The sequence below is a fragment of the Streptomyces sp. SCUT-3 genome, from assembly GCF_014083985.1.
Classification (GTDB): domain Bacteria; phylum Actinomycetota; class Actinomycetes; order Streptomycetales; family Streptomycetaceae; genus Streptomyces_H; species Streptomyces_H thermolineatus.
This window is the reverse complement of sequence record NZ_CP046907.1, coordinates 3,934,944-3,950,310: the sequence shown is the minus strand read 5'-3', so window position 1 is coordinate 3,950,310 and position 15,367 is coordinate 3,934,944. Positions and strand designations below refer to the sequence as shown.

Sequence of the window (15,367 nt, the reverse complement as noted above, 5' to 3'; positions counted from 1 at the left end):
CGGAAACGGGTATGACGGAACAAAAATGTGCGCACCGGGCGGCTTTCCCAACCGGTGCGCGGAATCCGCGTAATGACGGGGGCCGTACTCGCTCCCTTCCTGTGCGGGCCGCCGCGGCATCTGCCACGAGTGGCCACCGCTTCACAGGGAAGGGGCGTTTCCATGGCAGAACTGACCGTGGTCGAGCGAGAACTGGAACTGAGCCTGGTGCTCTCTCCGGGACACACCATCGAGGTGCCGACGGTGTTCCGGTACCTGCCGTCGGACCCGTACGCGGTGCACGTCACGTTCCACGTGGGCTCCCCGTCGCCCGTGACCTGGACGTTCTCGCGGGAGTTGCTGGTGGAGGGCGTGTTCCGGCCCTGCGGCCACGGCGACGTGCGGGTCTGGCCGGCAAAGGCCGGCACCCGGGGCGTCGTGTGCATGGCGCTCACCTCCCCCGACGGCGAGGCGCTGCTCGAGGCGCCCTCCTCGCCCGTCGCGGCCTGGCTGGAACGCACGCTGCGCGTCGTCCCGCCGGGCACGGAGCAGGAGCGCCTGTGCATCGACGAGGGCATCGCGGGGCTGCTCGCACCGGCCGCCCTCGACGAGCTGAGGGCGGGCGACCCCCGGCCCGGCCTCGACGAGGCACCCGACCAGAACGCGGGGGCGTGACCCCGCGCGGCGGGACGCCCCGGCGCCGCGTCGCGCCGACCCCCGGCCGCACCGTGCCATGTCGCGTCGCACCGTGCCGGGCCGTGCCGGGCCGTCAGAAGAGCTTGCCGGGGTTGAGCAGCCCCAGCGGGTCGAAGACCTGCTTGATCCCCCGCTGGATCTCCACGCCCACCGGCCCGAGCTCCCTGGCCAGCCACTCCTTCTTGAGCACCCCCACGCCGTGCTCGCCGGTGATGGTGCCGCCGAGCCGCAGGCCGAGTTCCATGATCGCGTCGAACGACGCGCGGGCGCGCCGCGCCTGGTCCGCGTCGGCCGGGTCGAAGCACACCACGGGGTGGGTGTTGCCGTCCCCCGCGTGCGCGCACACCCCGATGGTCAGGTCCTGCTCGCGCGCGATCCCCTCGACGCCCTCCAGCATCTGCGCCAGCCGCGACCGGGGGACGGCGACGTCGTCGATCATGGTGGCGCCGAGCCGCTCCAGCGCCGGGAGCGCCAGCCGCCGGGCCCGGAGCAGCATCTCGGACTCGGCCCGGTCCTCGGCCGGCACGACCGCCGAGGCGCCCGCCGCCTCGCACAGCGCCCCGACGGCGGCGAGGTCGGCCGCCGGGTCGGGGGTGTCGAAGGCGCACAGCAGCAGGGCGCCGGTGTCCTCCGGCAGGATCCCGCCGGTGACCGCGTTCACGGCGGTGACGGTGGTGCGGTCCATCAGCTCCAGCAGCGAGGGGGTGTGGCCGCCGGCCATGATCCGGCGCACGGCCTCCCCCGCGGCCGCCGCGCCGGGGAACCGGGCGGCCAGCACCAGTTGCGGAGGCGGGGCCGGGCGCAGCGCCAGGACCGCCCGCACCACGACGCCGAGGCTGCCCTCGGAGCCGACGAACAGCCGGGTCAGGTCGTAGCCGGCCACGCCCTTGGCGGTGCGCCGCCCGGTGCGCAGCAGCCGGCCGTCGGCGAGCACCACGTCCAGGCCGAGCACGTACTCGGCGGTGACCCCGTACTTCACGCAGCACAGGCCGCCCGAGCCGGTGCCGATGTTGCCGCCGATGGTGCAGGACTCCCAGCTGGAGGGGTCCGGCGGGTAGGTCAGGCCGTGCTCGCCGGCCGCCCGCGACAGGTCGGCGTTGACCACGCCCGGTTCGACGACGGCGATCCGGTCGACCGGGTCGATCTCGAGGATCCGGTCCATCTTCACCAGGGACAGCGCGATGCAGCCGTCCGAGGCGTTGGCCGCGCCCGACAGGCCGGTCCGGGCCCCCTGGGGGACGACGGGGACCCGCAGGTCGGTCGCCGTCCGCATGACGTGCTGCACCTGCTCCACGGTGCGGGGCAGCACCACCGCGGCCGGCCGGCCGGACGGGCAGAAGCTCGCCATGTCGTTCCGGTACGCGGCGGTGACGTCGGGGTCCGTCAGCACCGCGGTGTCCGGGAGTCCTTCGCGCAGTCGTTCCACCAGATCGCCCATGGCCCAAGAGTCGCACCGCGCCCGGCCCGCGGGAAGGGGACCAGCAGGCCGGGCGGTGCGGGCGGGGGCGGCGCCTACAGGTTGCCGCGGCGCTCCTGCTCGCGCTCGATCGCCTCGAACAGGGCCTTGAAGTTGCCCTTGCCGAAGCCCATGGAGCCGTGCCGCTCGATCATCTCGAAGAAGACGGTCGGGCGGTCCTGGACCGGCTTGGTGAAGATCTGCAGCAGGTAGCCGTCCTCGTCCCGGTCGGCGAGGATCTTCAGCTCGCGCAGCTCCTCGAGCGGCACGCGGGTCTCGCCGACCCACTCGCCGAGGGTGTCGTAGTAGGAGTCGGGGGTGTCCAGGAACTCGACGCCGGCGGCGCGCATGGCGCGGACGGTGGCGACGATGTCGTTGGTGGCCAGCGCGACGTGCTGGACGCCGGGGCCGCCGTAGAACTCCAGGTACTCGTCGATCTGGGACTTCTTCTTGGCCACGGCCGGCTCGTTGAGCGGGAACTTGACCTTGCGGGTGCCGTCGGCGACCACCTTGGACATCAGCGCGGAGTACTCGGTGGCGATGTCGTCGCCGACGAACTCCTTCATGTTGGTGAAGCCCATGACCCGGTTGTAGAAGCTCACCCACTCGTCCATCCGGCCGAGCTCGACGTTGCCGACGCAGTGGTCGATGGCCTGGAAGAAGCGCTTGGCGGGGGGCTCGACGATCGGGTCGGCTGCGACGTAACCGGGCAGGTAGGGGCCGGTGTAGCCGGAGCGGTCGACCAGGGTGTGCCGGGTCTCGCCGTAGGTGGCGACGGCGGCCAGCACGACGGTGCCGTGCTCGTCCCGGACCTCGTGCGGCTCCTCCAGGCCGGTGGCGCCGTGCTCGACGGCGTAGGCGTAGGCGGCCCGCGCGTCGGGGACCTCGATCGCCAGGTCGACCACGCCGTCGCCGTGCTCGGCGACGTGCTCGGCGAGGAACTTCCCGCGCTCGGTGGCGGGCTTGACGACGGAGGTGAACACGAACCGGGCGCCGCCCGACTCCAGGACGTAGGAGGCGGTCTCGCGGCTGCCGGTCTCCGGACCGGCGTAGGCGACGCGCTTCATGCCGAAGGCCGTCGAGTAGTAGTGCGCGGCCTGCTTGGCGTTGCCCACGGCGAAGACGACCGCGTCCATCCCCTTCACCGGGAAGGGGTCGGCGCGGCGGGCGGTGCTGGGGATGTTCTCCTGGATCTCGGTCATGACCGCAGGTTCCCTCCGTTCCCCAATGTGCGCAATAGTTTGCTGATTCACTGGTCAATCCGACCAGTCGAATGCCGCAAGGTGCGGCAGATCTGCGCAGTGTGACCACCGGGAGACGGACATGGCGATCGACGCGCTCGACGGACGGCTGATCAAGCTCCTGGAGGCCGAGCCGCGGATCGGCGTCCTGGAGGCGTCCCGCCGCCTCGGCGTGGCGCGCGGCACCGTGCAGGCGCGCCTGGACCGGCTGCGGGCGGGCGGGGTGGTCCGCGGGTTCGGCCCCCAGGTGGACCCGGCCGCGCTGGGCTACCCGGTCACCGCGTTCGCCACGCTGGAGATCCGCCAGGGCCAGGGCAACGACGTGCGGGCGCACCTGGCGTCGGTCCCGGAGGTCCTGGAGCTGCACACCATCACCGGGCGCGGCGACATGCTGTGCCGGCTGGTGGCCCGCTCCAACGCCGACCTGCAGCGCGTCATCGACCGGGTCGTCGGCTTCGGCGGGATCGTCCGGGCCGCGACCGCCATCGTGATGGAGAACCCGGTGCCCTACCGGGTGATCCCCCTGGTGGAGCAGGCGGCCTCGGACGGCCCGTGAACGGCGGCCCGTGAACGGCGGCCCCGCGGCGCGGCGTGCCGCCTCAGCGGGGAGGGCCGGAGCGGACCACCACGGTGCCGGCCGCCTTGTCGTGCAGGCACTGGCGGTCGCCGTCCCACAGGCACCACAGGACGTCCAGCAGGCCCAGGAACGGGATCTGGCCCATCACCAGCCCGGACAGCGCACGCGCCCAGGAGCGTCCGTGCCCGATCCGCCCTCCGTCCGCCAGGCGCACCACCTCCAGCCGGTACAGCCGCTTGCCGGGCGTCCGGCCGTACCGGCCCGTCGTCCACGGTTCGTAGGCCAGGGCCAGGAGCAGGCCCAGGACGATCCCCGTGGCGACGAGCGCCGTGGCCGCGGGGCCGTCGTCCTCCAGGGCCGTGGCCGCGAAGACGAAGGGCAGCACCGTCGCGACCAGGACCACCACGACGAGGACGCCGTCCACGATCCGGGCCAGCAGCCGCTTCCCCACGTCGCCCAGCAGTTCCTTCGGCGGGCCGCCCGCGGGGCCCGCCGGTACGAAGGGGCCGTGCGGGTACGGCGTCCGAAGGTCCGGTCCGGGCCGGTGGGCGCTGTTCGCGGGCACGTCGCGCCGGTGCGGATCGGTCATGGGCGGTATCCAACCATCCCGGCCGGACACTCACGGGGCCGGTGCCCGGCGGCCCTCCGGTCCCGGCTCCCGACCCCGGCTGCGGCCCCGGCTTCGGCTTCGGCCGTGCCGTCCGGCGGGTCTCCAGGCCGTCCCGTTCAGCAGGCGGGCACGGTGCCGCCGGTGCGCAGCGCCTTCAGGGACTCCAGGGCGTCGTCCAGCTCCCCGACCGGCACCAGCCGCAGCCCCTCGGGGAGTTCGGCCCGGGCGGCCGCGCACTCGGCCTCCGGCACCAGGAAGACGGTGGCCCCGTCGCGTTTGGCCGCCTGGGTCTTCAGGGGGACGCCGCCGACCGGGCCGACCGTGCCGTCCGGCTCGATGGTGCCGGTGCCGGCGATCGTCCTCCCGCCGGTCAGGTCTCCCCCGCTGCCGTCGCCGTCGATCTTGTCGACGATCCCCAGGGTGAACATCAGCCCGGCGCTGGGGCCGCCCACCTCCGCCAGGTGCAGGGTGACGTCGACGTCGTCGGGCCGCAGCCGCAGCTGCGACAGGGCGGCTGCGGTCGCGTCGTCCTGGGACTTCGTCATCTGCTCCTGGTTGTACTCCTCGATCTCCTTCTGCGACTCGCCCTCCGGGTAGACCACGTCGGCCGGCATGGCCGCCCGGTCGGTGCGGAACCAGGCGGAGAGCACGTCGGGCAGCCGGACCGCGGCGTCCGGGGAGGTGGCCGCGATGGTCGTCATGAGCAGTCGGCCGCTGGTGTCGCGGGTGTCGTGGCCGGAGACGGAGATGATCTGCCGGCCGTGGTCCTCGCCGAGGACGTCGGCGGTCATCCCGGGTTCGGCCAGGACGTAGGGCAGGGGGGCCAGCGCGGCCGTGGCGAGGAGCGCCGCGACGGGCACGGAGCACAACGCGAGGGCGCGGGTGCGGCGGGACAGCGAGGGCATGCACAAAATCTAGTCCACCGCCGCCCGGGGCCGGGCGGGCCGAGCGCGAGGCCGGCCGGGCGCGGGCCGGACAGGCCGGCCGGGCGCGGCGGCTCCCCGGGGTCAGCGCAGGGCGTCGGCGACCTCGGCGGCGGCCTCGACCACCCTGGGCCCCACCCGGTCGGGGACCCTGCCGGCGAGCATCACCACGCCGACGCTCCCCTCGATCCCGGCGACCCCCAGCAGCGGCGCGGCCGCCCCGCTGGCCCCGGCCTCCAGCTCGCCCTCGGTGGTCACGCAGCCGGAGGGCCCCTCGTCCGGAGCGGCGTCGGCCGCGCCGTCCTGGATCCTGCGGCCGGCCAGGATGGCCCGGCCGGCCGCTCCCCGGTCGAGCGGGTGCCGGAACCCGGTGCGGTAGGCGACGTGGTAGTCGGTCCAGCTGGGTTCGACGACGGCCACCGCCAGTGCCTCGTTGCCGTCGACCAGGGTCAGGTGAGCGGTGGCGCCGACGTCCTCGGCGAGGCTGCGCAGCGCGGGCATGGCGGCCTCGCGCAGCAGCGGGTGCACCTGGTGGGCCAGGCGCAGCACGCCCAGGCCGACCCTGGCCCGGCCGCCCAGGTCGCGGCGGACCAGGCTGTGCTGCTCCAGAGTGGCGAGCAGCCGGTACACCACGGTCCGGTTGACGCCCAGCTTGTTCGCCAGCTCGGTCACGGTCAGGCCGTGGTCGGTCTCGGCGAGCAGTTTCAGCACGCGCAGGCCCCGGTCGAGCGTCTGCGAGGTCTCCGCGGTCACCTCTGGCCCCCTCTTCCTCAGTGAGTGGCGGCCGTACGTGCACCGACGCCGGCAACTCGGCAGGGCGCGCGGAAGGGCCACCGGTCGCATGGCACCCATGGCACCGGTTGCACCCCGCGGCGGCGCTGCCACGGTGCGCGGGTGAAGGGCACGGTAGCCATCCGCACCGCTCAGCGGAAGACCTGGTCCAGAATCCGGATCACCTCGGGCCCCGAACCCGGCTCAGCGCATCCGAGTCGCCCACTCCTGTACTTTTTTGATCCTCTCCTTGATCTGTCCGGCGGTGGCCTCCGCGCTGGGCGGGCCGCCGCACAGCCGGCGCAGTTCGTTGTGGATCACGCCGTGCGGTTTGCCGCTCTGGTGGTGGTAGGCCGACACCAGGGTGTTGAGCTGCTTGCGCAGTTCCAGCAGCTGCTTGTGGGTGACGATCGGCCGCCGGTCGGCGGGCAGCTCCAGCAGGTCCGCCTCGTCGTCCGGCTTCCTGCGGCTGTGCGCGATCTGCCGCGCCTGGCGCTTCTGCAGCAGCAGCTGCACCTGGTCCGGCTCCAGCAGTCCGGGGATGCCGAGGTAGTCCTGCTCCTCCTCGCTGCCGGGGTGGGCCTGCATGCCGAACTCGGCGCCGTCGTAGAGCACCCGGTCGAAGACGGCGTCGGACTCCAGGGCCTCGAAGGGCAGCATGTCCTGCTCCCCGGTGTCCTCGTCCTGCTGCTTCTCGGCCTCCTTGAGGAGGTCCTCCTCCTCGGCGTAGGGGTTGTCGTCGTCGCCCTTCCGCGGCCGGTCCAGCACGTGGTCGCGCTGGAGCTCCATCTCGTTGGCGAAGCCGAGCAGGGTGGGCACCGAGGGCAGGAAGACGGAGGCGGTCTCGCCGCGGCGGCGCGACCGCACGAAGCGGCCGACCGCCTGGGCGAAGAACAGCGGGGTGGAGATGGAGGTGGCGTAGACGCCGACGGCCAGGCGGGGCACGTCGACGCCCTCGGAGACCATGCGGACCGCGACCATCCAGCGGTCGTCGCCGGCGCTGAACTCCTCGATCTTCTTCGAGGCGCCCGCGTCGTCGGAGAGCACCACGGTCGGGCTCTTCCCCGTGATGGTGCGCAGGGACTTCGCGTACGCCTTGGCCGACCGGTGGTCGGTGGCGATGACCAGGGCGCCGGCGTCGGGGATGGCCTTGCGCACCTCGGTCAGGCGGGTGTCGGCGGCCCGCAGGACGTTCTTCATCCAGTCGCCGGCCGGGTCGAGGGCGGTGCGCCACGCCTGGGAGATCGCGTCCTTGGTCATCGGCTCGCCCAGGCGGGCCTCGATCTCGTCGCCGGCCTTGGTGCGCCAGCGCATGTTGCCGCTGTAGGACAGGAAGATGACCGGCCGGACGACGTGGTCGGCCAGGGCGTCGGCGTAGCCGTAGGTGTAGTCGGCGACGCTGCGGCGCACCCCCTCGGAGTCCTCGCCGTAGGCCACGAACGGAATGGGGTTGGTGTCCGAGCGGAACGGGGTTCCGGTCAGGGCGAGGCGGCGGGTGGCCGGCTCGAACGCCTCGAAGCACGCCTCGCCCCACGACTTGGAGTCGCCGGCGTGGTGGATCTCGTCGAGGATCACCAGCGTCTTGCGCTGCTCGCAGCGGTTGCGGTGCAGGATCGGCCGCACGCCGACGCCCGCGTAGGTGACGGCGACGCCGTGGTACTCCTTCGACAGCGGCCCCGCCGAGTACTCCGGGTCCAGCTTGATGCCTATCCGGCCGGCGGCCTCGGCCCACTGCTTCTTCAGGTGCTCGGTCGGCGCGACCACGGTGACCTGCTGGACGACGTGGTGGTGCAGCAGCCACGAGGCGAGGGTGAGCGCGAAGGTCGTCTTGCCGGCTCCCGGCGTCGCCACCGCGAGGAAGTCCCGCGGCTGCTTGGCGACGTACTCGTCCATGGCGGCCTGCTGCCAGGCGCGCAGCCTGTTCGCCGTGCCCCAGGGGGCGCGGCCGGGGAAGGCCGGGGACAGGTGGTGCGATGCGGTGTGCGAGGCGGTGGTAGTCACGGTCTCCGACGGGGTGCTCGACGATCGGACGGCCGCGCCAGACTACCCGGGACCCGGGCCCCCACCCGCTGGGACCGGCCGCCGTCCCCCGAGGGTGCGACCCGTCTCACAGCGGCGCGGCCGAAAGGCCCGTCCCGGACGACGGGCCTCCCGGCCGCCGGCTCCCGCACCGCGGGGCGGCGCCCCTGCGTCAGGCAGTGGCGTAGACGTGCTCCACGAACTCGGCGAGCTTCTCGTCGCTGAGGTTGCGGGCGAGGTCGGCCTCGCTGATCATGCCGATCAGCCGGTGGTTGTTCTTGGTGTCGATCACCGGCAGGCGCTTGATCTGGTGCTGCTCCATGGTCTCCAGCGCCTCGGAGATGTCCGCGTCGGCGTCGATCCAGTACAGCTCCCCGCCGAACTCGCGGGCCTTGATGTCCTGCGCGGACCGGCCCTCGGCGACGCACTTGACCACGATGTCACGGTCGGTGATCATGCCCTTGAGCCTGTCGTCCGTACCGCAGATGGGGACGCAGCCCACTCCCAGGTCCCGCATCATCCTCGCCGCGTCCATCAGGGTCTGGTCCTCGGCGACGCACTGGGTGCCCTTGTGCATGATCTCGCGGGCCTTCATCTTCTGTCCCTTGGCCATGGTGGCATTTCCCTTCCGCCTGTCGGCGTCCGTGCGGTGGCACTGTCCGAGGGGGCCGGGGCGGCTTCGGTCGCGGCCCGCGGCCCCCCCGGATGCCTGCACCCCATGCGACCACGTACTGCCGCGTACCGCCTCTCGGCGGTCGGCCGACCGGGTGGTCCGGAGCGGCTCTCCGGGCCCGGGGTCGGGGCGGCTCTCCGGGTCGGGGCCGGGGCGGTTCTCCGGGCCCGGCGTCGGGCGGCCCGGTCAGCTGCGGCGCCTGGTGCGGCGGCGCCGCAGGAGCCTGCCCAGGCGGCGGGCCACCGGGCCCGAGGGCCCCTGCTCGCGCGAGTAGCGGTCGAGCTCCTCGGCCAGCCGCAGGGACCGCTTCTCCACGTCGAGCTCGTCCAGCAGCCGGTCGACGTCGGCCAGCAGCGCGCCGTGCAGCTGCCACTGGCGCGGGTGGTCCTGGACCTGGACGAGCAGCAGGTCGGCGACGCGGTCGCGGGCGGCCCGGCTCGCGGCGAGCTCGGCGGACAGCCGGGTCTCCGCCTCCTCGGCGTTGGCCGACGCCGAGGTGGTGACGAGTTGGCCGAAACTGTGCACCGCGCCGGCGACGTGCCCGAACAGCTCCTTGACCGCCGAGCACACCGGCTCGGCGAACATCGGCTCGTCGGTGCGCTCCTTGGCCAGGTCGGTCAGTGCGCGGGAGACGGTGCGCGTCAGGACCGCGCAGATCTCCAGGGTGTCCAGTCCGGTGCGCAGCACGACCCGGGTGAGCAGGCCCTCACGGACCCGCGGGTTGAACCGCAGGCTCTCCTCGGCCTGGGAGAGCTCCGCGTCCACCCGGGTGATCTCGTTGTCCAGCCTCCGGGCCTCGTGCAGCCGCTCCGCGGACCGCTCGACGGAGGTCTCGGCCGCGAGCTCGTCACCGAGCCGGCGCAGCAGCCCGGCCAGCCGGGAGGCGAGGTCCTCGATGGCCTCCCCGGCGGACTGCACCCACACCGGAGGGGCGAACAGGCCGTTCAGCAGCAGGCCGACGGCGGCGCCGATCAGGGTCTCCTCCACCCGTTCCAGCGCGGTCGCCTGCGCGCTGCTCACGCCCAGCACCAGCATGGCGCTGATCGCCACCTCGGGGACGAACTCGCCGACCCGCACGAAGTGCCCGACGACCAGCGAGGCGAGGATGATCAGCCCCAGGCTCCACCAGCTCAGGCCGACCATGGAGCTGAAACCGACCGCGATCACCACCCCCACCACCACGCTGTTGACCCGGCGGATGCCGGTGGTGAGGGTGGCGTAGAGGGTGACCTGGACGACGAGCAGCGCGGTCAGCGGGGCGGTCAGCGGGGCCTTGATGTCGGTCAGCCACAGGGCCGTCGCATAGGCCAGGACCGCGGCCACCGTGGAGCGCACCGTCTGCACGACGACGGGCTCCCTGCTCCTCCTGACGATCTGCACCACGGGTTCGGGTACGGCGGGCATTCCCTGCCCCTTCCCCGGCCGGCCCCGGGCAACGCAGCCCGCAGCCCCTTCGGCTCCCGCCGCGGCGGGAGGGGCGGGAGGGGCGGGACGGGCCCGGCCGGCCCGGGCGCGGGCTCACCCCCGCCGGGGGCGCAGGCGGCCGGCGACGGCCGCGGCGAGGAGGGCGACGAAGGCCATGGGCAGCAGGACGGCGGCGAAGGCCACCGGGGAGCGGTCGGCGCCGAGCGCGGCGAAGACGACCCCGCAGGCGGCGACGAGGCCGACGTTGCCGAGGGCGTCGGAGACCTGCAGGGAGGCGGAGTTGCTGCCCGCCTCGGCCGGCGGGGAGAGCTGGAGGAGCAGGACGCCCACGCTGCTGATGGTCATCCCCATGCCGAACCCGCCGACGCACCAGGCCAGTGCGGGGATCCAGACGGGCGCGCCGGGGATCAGGACCGCCGCGGCCCCGGCGATCGACACGGCGACCAGCACCATGCCGGCCCGGACGAGCCGGTGGCGGTGCTGCTGCAGGGCCGGCCGGCTCTGCAGGTACGAGCCGAGCGCCCAGCTCACCCCGCCCGTGGCCAGGGACAGCCCGGCCTGGGTGACGGTCAGGCCCCGCTGGGTGACCAGCATCAGCGGCACGAAGCTCTCCGCCGAGAAGAAGGCGCCCGCGGCGAGGCCGCGCAGCAGGATCACGGACGGCAGGCCGCGGGCGGCCCGGAAGGTCCCGGCCGGGAGCAGCCGCAGGATCGAGGGGACGAGCAGCGCGGCGCCGGCGGCCGCGGGCAGCAGGGCGGACCAGCGCAGGTCCTGCCCCGCGTACTGGAGCAGCGCCGCGCCGAGCGCGGCGGCCGCACCGAGCCGGATCCGGCGGCGGCCGTCCCGCCGGTCGCCGTCCGGCTCGGGGCCGGTTCCGGGCGCGGGCCCGTCGACGTCCCGGCCCGCGATCCGCCGCAGGGCGGGCAGCATGACGGCGACGGGCAGGGCGACCAGCACGGGGACGGCGAGGAAGACCCACCGCCAGCCCAGCTGCTCGGTGACGGTCCCGGAGACCAGGGGGCCGACGATGGACGGCACGACCCACGCCGCGGAGAAGGACGCCATGACGGCGGGGCGCAGCCTCTCCGGATAGGCCCGGCCGACGACGACGTACAGCGCCACGATCAGCAGGCCGCCGCCGAGGCCCTGCACGGCGCGCCCCAGGACGAACAGCCACATGTCCGGGGCCGTGCCGGAGACGACCAGTCCCCCGGCGAAGAGGCCTATGCCCGCGAAGAGGGGCGCGAGGGGGCCGCGCCGGTCGCACCACCGGCCGCTGACGATCATGGAGAACAGCGAGGTCGTGAAGAAGCCGGAGAAGGCGTAGGCGTAGAGGGCGAGGCCGTCCAGGTCCCGGGCGGCGGCCGGCATCGCGGTGTTCACCGCGGTCGCCTCGAAGGCCACCAGCAGCACGCAGGAGACGATGCCCAGGGTCAGGGCACGGTAGGTGCGGCCGAAGGCCCCCTCGCCGTCGGGCAGGGGGCCGGGGCCGGTGGCGGGGCCGGCGGGGCCGCTGTCCGGGCCGGTGTCGGGGTGGGGCTCGGAGCCGGTGCCGGTGGTTCGGTCGGGGACGGTCACCCGCTCAGAGTAAGGGGTGCAGGGCGCCCGGGCCCCTTCCTTCGGAACGGGGGATCCCCCGGACCTTGGCACAGGTCCGGGGGATCGGGGGTGCGGCCCGGGGTCCGGGGGCCGCACCCGGGCCGGGCGTCCGGCGGACGGGGCGTCCGGCGGGCGTGCCGGGAGAGCGTGCCGGGGGCGCCGGGAGGGCGCGCCCGGGAGCGTGGCGGCTTCGGGCCGTCAGCCCTTCTTCGCGAGGTCCGCCCCGGCGGCGGTCCGGTCGCCCTGCGGTTCGGCGGTGTGCTCGGCGGCAGCGGTGCGGGTCAGCTTCTCGCCCTCGATGTCGAGGTCGGGCAGCAGCCGGTCCAGCCACCGGGGCAGCCACCACGCGGCCTTCCCGACCAGGGCGAGCACCGCCGGCACGAGGGTCATCCGCACCACGAAGGCGTCCACCAGCACGCCGAGGGCGAGCCCGAAGGCCATCGACTTGATGATGGCGTCGTCGGCGAGGACGAAGCTGGCGAAGACCGCGAACATGATCAGCGCCGCGGCGGTGACCACGCGCGAGGCGTAGCGGGCGCCGGTGTGGACGGCGCGCAGCGGGTGCCGGTCGTGCATGTACGCCTCCCGCATCCGGGAGACGAGGAAGACCTCGTAGTCCATGGCCAGGCCGAAGAGCACGCCGATCAGGATGATCGGCAGGAAGCTGATGACCGGGCCGGTGGCGGTGACGCCGAGGGCGTCGGCGAGCCAGCCCCACTGGAAGACCGCGACCACGGCGCCGAAGCTCGCCGCGACGCTGAGGAGGAAGCCGAGCGTCGCCTTGACCGGCACCACCAGGGAGCGGAAGACCAGGAGCAGCAGGACCAGGGAGAGGCCGACCACCACGAGCAGGAACGGCAGCAGCGACTCGTCGAGGCGCTCGGAGACGTCGATGGCGACGGCGGTGGCGCCGGTGACGGCGAACGTCACCTTGGTCTCGTCCTCCCACTGCCCGGCGCGGTCGCGGATCTCGTGGACGAGGTCCTTGGTGCGCTCGTCGCTCGGCCCGGTCTCGGGGACGACCGTGACGACGGCCTTCCCCTTCTCCGGGTCGACCTGCTGCGGCGCCGCGCCGACCACGCCGTCCGTCTTGTCGAGGTCCGCCACGATGGCCTGCAGGGCCTTCTGCACGCCCTGCCCGTCCTTGCCGGCGGGGACGGCGGAGATGTCGGCGAAGAGCACCAGCGGGCCGTTGAAGCCGGGGCCGAACTTCTCGGAGACCAGGTCGTAGGTCTCGCGCTCGTTGCTGCCGGCCGCGGCGGAGCCGTTGTCCGGCAGGGCGAGCTGCAGGTCGCGGGCGGGGACGGCCACGGCGACCAGGGCGGCGACCACGGCCAGGACGGTCAGCAGCGGCTTGGCGGTGACCAGCTGCGCCCAGCGCTCGCCGAAATTGCCCGCGGGGGCGTCGTCGGCGTGGGCTGCGGCCGCGGCCTGCTCGCGGCGGTCGGCGCGCGAGCCCGGCTTGGGGGCGAGGCGGTTGCCGGCGAAGCCGAGCAGGGCGGGCAGCAGGGTGATCGCGACGACGACGGCGACGGCGACCGTGGCGGCGGCGGCCAGGCCCATCACGGTCAGGAACGGGATCCGCACCACGGTCAGGCCGGCCAGGGCGATGACGACGGTCAGCCCGGCGAAGATCACGGCGCTGCCCGCGGTGCCGGTGGCCACGCCCGTGGACTCCTCGGGGTCCATGCCCCGGGCCAGCTGGGAGCGGTGCCGGGACAGGATGAACAGCGCGTAGTCGATGCCGACGGCCAGGCCGAGCATCAGGGCCAGGGTGGGGGCGCTGGAGGAGACGGTGACGACATCGGTGAGGGCCATCAGCCCGGCCATGCCCGCGCCGACGCCGACCAGGGCGGTGAGCAGCGGCATGCCGGCGGCCAGCAGCGAGCCGAAGGTGACGCCCAGGACGACGAGCGCGACGAGGACGCCGATGCCCTCCTTGGCGCTGACCGGCACGGACTTCTCGGCGTAGGCGAGCCCGCCCACGCGGGTCTCCAGGCCGGCCTTCTCGGCGGCGGCCGGGGTCTCCTCCAGGGCGTCGAGGGTGCCCTCGTGCAGGCCGGGCACGTCGGTGCCGTACTGGACCTGGGCGAGCGCGGTGCCCCGGTCGCGCGTGATCGTCTTCGCGTCGAAGGGCGAGACGACCGCGGTGACCTGGGGCGCGCCCTCGGCCTCCTTCAGCACGGCGGTGATCGCGGCGGCGTACTTCGGGTCGGTCACCTTCTCGCCGTCGGGGGCGGTGAAGACGATCTGGGCGCTGGTGCCGGCGGCGGCGGGGAACGTCTCCGCCATCTCGTCGAGCGCCTTCTGGGACTCGGATCCGGGGATCGTGAACTCGTCGTCCATGGTGCCGCCGAAGGCCAGCACGGCGCCCACCAGGGCCGCCAGGAGGACGGCCCATATCGCGAGGACGAGCCGGCGGCCGCGGTAGGCGGCGCGGCCGAGCCTGTAGAGCAGGGAGGCCATCGTGGTTGTGACTCCTCGGGAGAGGACTGCGGGAAAGGACTGCGGGAAGGGCTGCCGGGGGAGGACGGCACACCGCCGGGCCTCAGTTGCACACCCTTGTGCAACTTAATCAATTGCACAGCGATGTGCAAATATGATTGAAGGGATACAAGCGCACGAGGAGAGCCGCATGCAGCAGCCGGAAGTCCGGGCGGAACGGCCGGGTCTCCGGCCGGAGCAGCCGGAGGCCCGGCCGGAGCGGAAGGACCGGGCGGGGCAGCCCGAGCCCCGCCCCGCAGGCAGCCGCGCCCTGCAGAACCGGCAGCGGATCCTGGCCGTCGCCCAGGCCGAGCTGATCCGCGACCCGGCCGCGACGATGGACGACATCGCCCGCGCCGCCGGCGTGGTGCGCCGCACCCTCTACGGGCACTTCCCCAGCCGCGACGCCCTGATCGACGGCCTCTCCGGGCTGGCCGGCGCCGAGGCCCACGCCGCCCTCGAACGCAGCCGGCGTCCGCACGAGGCCCCCGACCTGGCCCTGGCCCGGGCCCTGCTGGCGGCCTTCGCGGTCGGCGACCAGTGGCGGCTGCTGATGACGGTCGACGAGTGCGCCGGCCCCCAGAGCGACCGCGGCCTCGTCACGGCCCTGGACCCGTCCCTGACATTCATCACCGACCTGCTGGAGCAGGGACGGCGGCAGGACCTGTTCTCCGACCACCTTCCCCCCGCGGTCCTCACCCGCCTGCTGATGTCGTCCGTCATCACCCTGCTCCAGGCCCTCAACGACGGCCTGCTGCCCACCGACGGCGCGGCCGCCGCCACCGCACGGGCCTGCCTGGTCGTGGTCGGCGTGTCCCCGGAGCGGGCCGCCGCACTCGTCCGCGAGGCCGCAGGCGGCTGACCGCCGGCCGGGGACGGGGCGCGGTACGGTCCTGTCGACCGACGAAGGAGGG

At 74.0% G+C, this 15,367-nt stretch carries 13 protein-coding genes; 3 read left to right on the top strand and 10 right to left on the bottom strand.

Going from position 1 to position 15,367, the window contains the following annotated elements:
• Positions 1-162 precede the first annotated feature (162 nt).
• Positions 163-654, top strand: coding sequence for an SsgA family sporulation/cell division regulator (locus GQS52_RS17460; protein WP_182314316.1), 492 nt, complete (start codon positions 163-165; stop codon positions 652-654).
• Between the two features lie 94 nt (positions 655-748).
• Here the strand turns inward: GQS52_RS17460 and GQS52_RS17455 are convergent, their stop codons facing one another.
• Both GQS52_RS17455 and hppD read right to left on the bottom strand, forming a co-directional pair.
• Entirely contained in the window at positions 749-2,113 is a 1,365-nt protein-coding gene (locus GQS52_RS17455) for an FAD-linked oxidase C-terminal domain-containing protein (protein WP_182314315.1), read from the bottom strand.
• Between the two features lie 74 nt (positions 2,114-2,187).
• Positions 2,188-3,333 carry a 4-hydroxyphenylpyruvate dioxygenase gene (gene hppD, locus GQS52_RS17450; protein WP_182314314.1) on the bottom strand — a complete coding sequence of 382 codons (1,146 nt, stop codon included), beginning with the start codon at positions 3,331-3,333 and terminating at the stop codon, positions 2,188-2,190.
• Between the two features lie 121 nt (positions 3,334-3,454).
• On the opposite strand from hppD, the gene GQS52_RS17445 reads away from it, so the two are divergent.
• Positions 3,455-3,928 carry an Lrp/AsnC family transcriptional regulator gene (locus tag GQS52_RS17445; protein ID WP_182314313.1) on the top strand — a complete coding sequence of 158 codons (474 nt, stop codon included), beginning with the start codon at positions 3,455-3,457 and terminating at the stop codon, positions 3,926-3,928.
• 43 nt (positions 3,929-3,971) lie between these two features.
• Here GQS52_RS17445 and GQS52_RS17440 read toward each other — a convergent pair whose 3' ends face one another.
• From GQS52_RS17440 to GQS52_RS17405, 8 genes are all read right to left on the bottom strand, one after another.
• On the bottom strand, positions 3,972-4,538 hold the full coding sequence (locus tag GQS52_RS17440) for an RDD family protein (protein WP_182314312.1): 567 nt from the start codon (positions 4,536-4,538) through the stop codon (positions 3,972-3,974).
• Positions 4,539-4,675: 137 nt separating this feature from the next.
• Positions 4,676-5,464: a S16 family serine protease gene (locus GQS52_RS17435; RefSeq protein WP_182314311.1), complete on the bottom strand. Its 789-nt coding sequence runs from the start codon at positions 5,462-5,464 to the stop codon at positions 4,676-4,678.
• Positions 5,465-5,566: 102 nt separating this feature from the next.
• Positions 5,567-6,235, bottom strand: a complete 669-nt coding sequence (locus tag GQS52_RS17430) for a helix-turn-helix domain-containing protein (protein ID WP_182314310.1) — start codon at positions 6,233-6,235, stop codon at positions 5,567-5,569.
• A 222-nt stretch (positions 6,236-6,457) separates the two neighbouring features.
• Positions 6,458-8,254 carry a DEAD/DEAH box helicase gene (locus tag GQS52_RS17425; protein ID WP_182314309.1) on the bottom strand — a complete coding sequence of 599 codons (1,797 nt, stop codon included), beginning with the start codon at positions 8,252-8,254 and terminating at the stop codon, positions 6,458-6,460.
• Between the two features lie 190 nt (positions 8,255-8,444).
• Positions 8,445-8,885: a CBS domain-containing protein gene (locus GQS52_RS17420; RefSeq protein WP_182314308.1), complete on the bottom strand. Its 441-nt coding sequence runs from the start codon at positions 8,883-8,885 to the stop codon at positions 8,445-8,447.
• 246 nt (positions 8,886-9,131) lie between these two features.
• Complete coding sequence (locus GQS52_RS17415) at positions 9,132-10,349, bottom strand: aromatic acid exporter family protein (RefSeq protein WP_182314307.1); 1,218 nt, start codon at positions 10,347-10,349, stop codon at positions 9,132-9,134.
• Between the two features lie 114 nt (positions 10,350-10,463).
• Positions 10,464-11,849: an MFS transporter gene (locus GQS52_RS17410; protein ID WP_259371138.1), complete on the bottom strand. Its 1,386-nt coding sequence runs from the start codon at positions 11,847-11,849 to the stop codon at positions 10,464-10,466.
• A 318-nt stretch (positions 11,850-12,167) separates the two neighbouring features.
• Positions 12,168-14,435 (bottom strand): MMPL family transporter, encoded by a 2,268-nt coding sequence (locus tag GQS52_RS17405; protein WP_182314305.1) that lies wholly within the window; start codon positions 14,433-14,435, stop codon positions 12,168-12,170.
• Positions 14,436-14,604: 169 nt separating this feature from the next.
• On the opposite strand from GQS52_RS17405, the gene GQS52_RS17400 reads away from it, so the two are divergent.
• Positions 14,605-15,315 carry a TetR/AcrR family transcriptional regulator gene (locus GQS52_RS17400; protein WP_182314304.1) on the top strand — a complete coding sequence of 237 codons (711 nt, stop codon included), beginning with the start codon at positions 14,605-14,607 and terminating at the stop codon, positions 15,313-15,315.
• The last annotated feature ends 52 nt before the right edge of the window (positions 15,316-15,367 follow it).

Excerpts from the sequence above, each read along its gene's own strand:
- GQS52_RS17460 (WP_182314316.1), top strand. The coding sequence starts at position 163 with ATGGCAGAACTGACCGTGGTCGAGCGAGAACTGGAACTGAGCCTGGTG.
- GQS52_RS17455 (WP_182314315.1), bottom strand. The coding sequence starts at position 2,113 with ATGGGCGATCTGGTGGAACGACTGCGCGAAGGACTCCCGGACACCGCG.
- hppD (WP_182314314.1), bottom strand. The coding sequence starts at position 3,333 with ATGACCGAGATCCAGGAGAACATCCCCAGCACCGCCCGCCGCGCCGAC.
- GQS52_RS17445 (WP_182314313.1), top strand. The coding sequence starts at position 3,455 with ATGGCGATCGACGCGCTCGACGGACGGCTGATCAAGCTCCTGGAGGCC.
- GQS52_RS17440 (WP_182314312.1), bottom strand. The coding sequence starts at position 4,538 with ATGACCGATCCGCACCGGCGCGACGTGCCCGCGAACAGCGCCCACCGG.
- GQS52_RS17435 (WP_182314311.1), bottom strand. The coding sequence starts at position 5,464 with ATGCCCTCGCTGTCCCGCCGCACCCGCGCCCTCGCGTTGTGCTCCGTG.
- GQS52_RS17420 (WP_182314308.1), bottom strand. The coding sequence starts at position 8,885 with ATGGCCAAGGGACAGAAGATGAAGGCCCGCGAGATCATGCACAAGGGC.
- GQS52_RS17415 (WP_182314307.1), bottom strand. The coding sequence starts at position 10,349 with ATGCCCGCCGTACCCGAACCCGTGGTGCAGATCGTCAGGAGGAGCAGG.
- GQS52_RS17405 (WP_182314305.1), bottom strand. The coding sequence starts at position 14,435 with ATGGCCTCCCTGCTCTACAGGCTCGGCCGCGCCGCCTACCGCGGCCGC.
- GQS52_RS17400 (WP_182314304.1), top strand. The coding sequence starts at position 14,605 with ATGCAGCAGCCGGAAGTCCGGGCGGAACGGCCGGGTCTCCGGCCGGAG.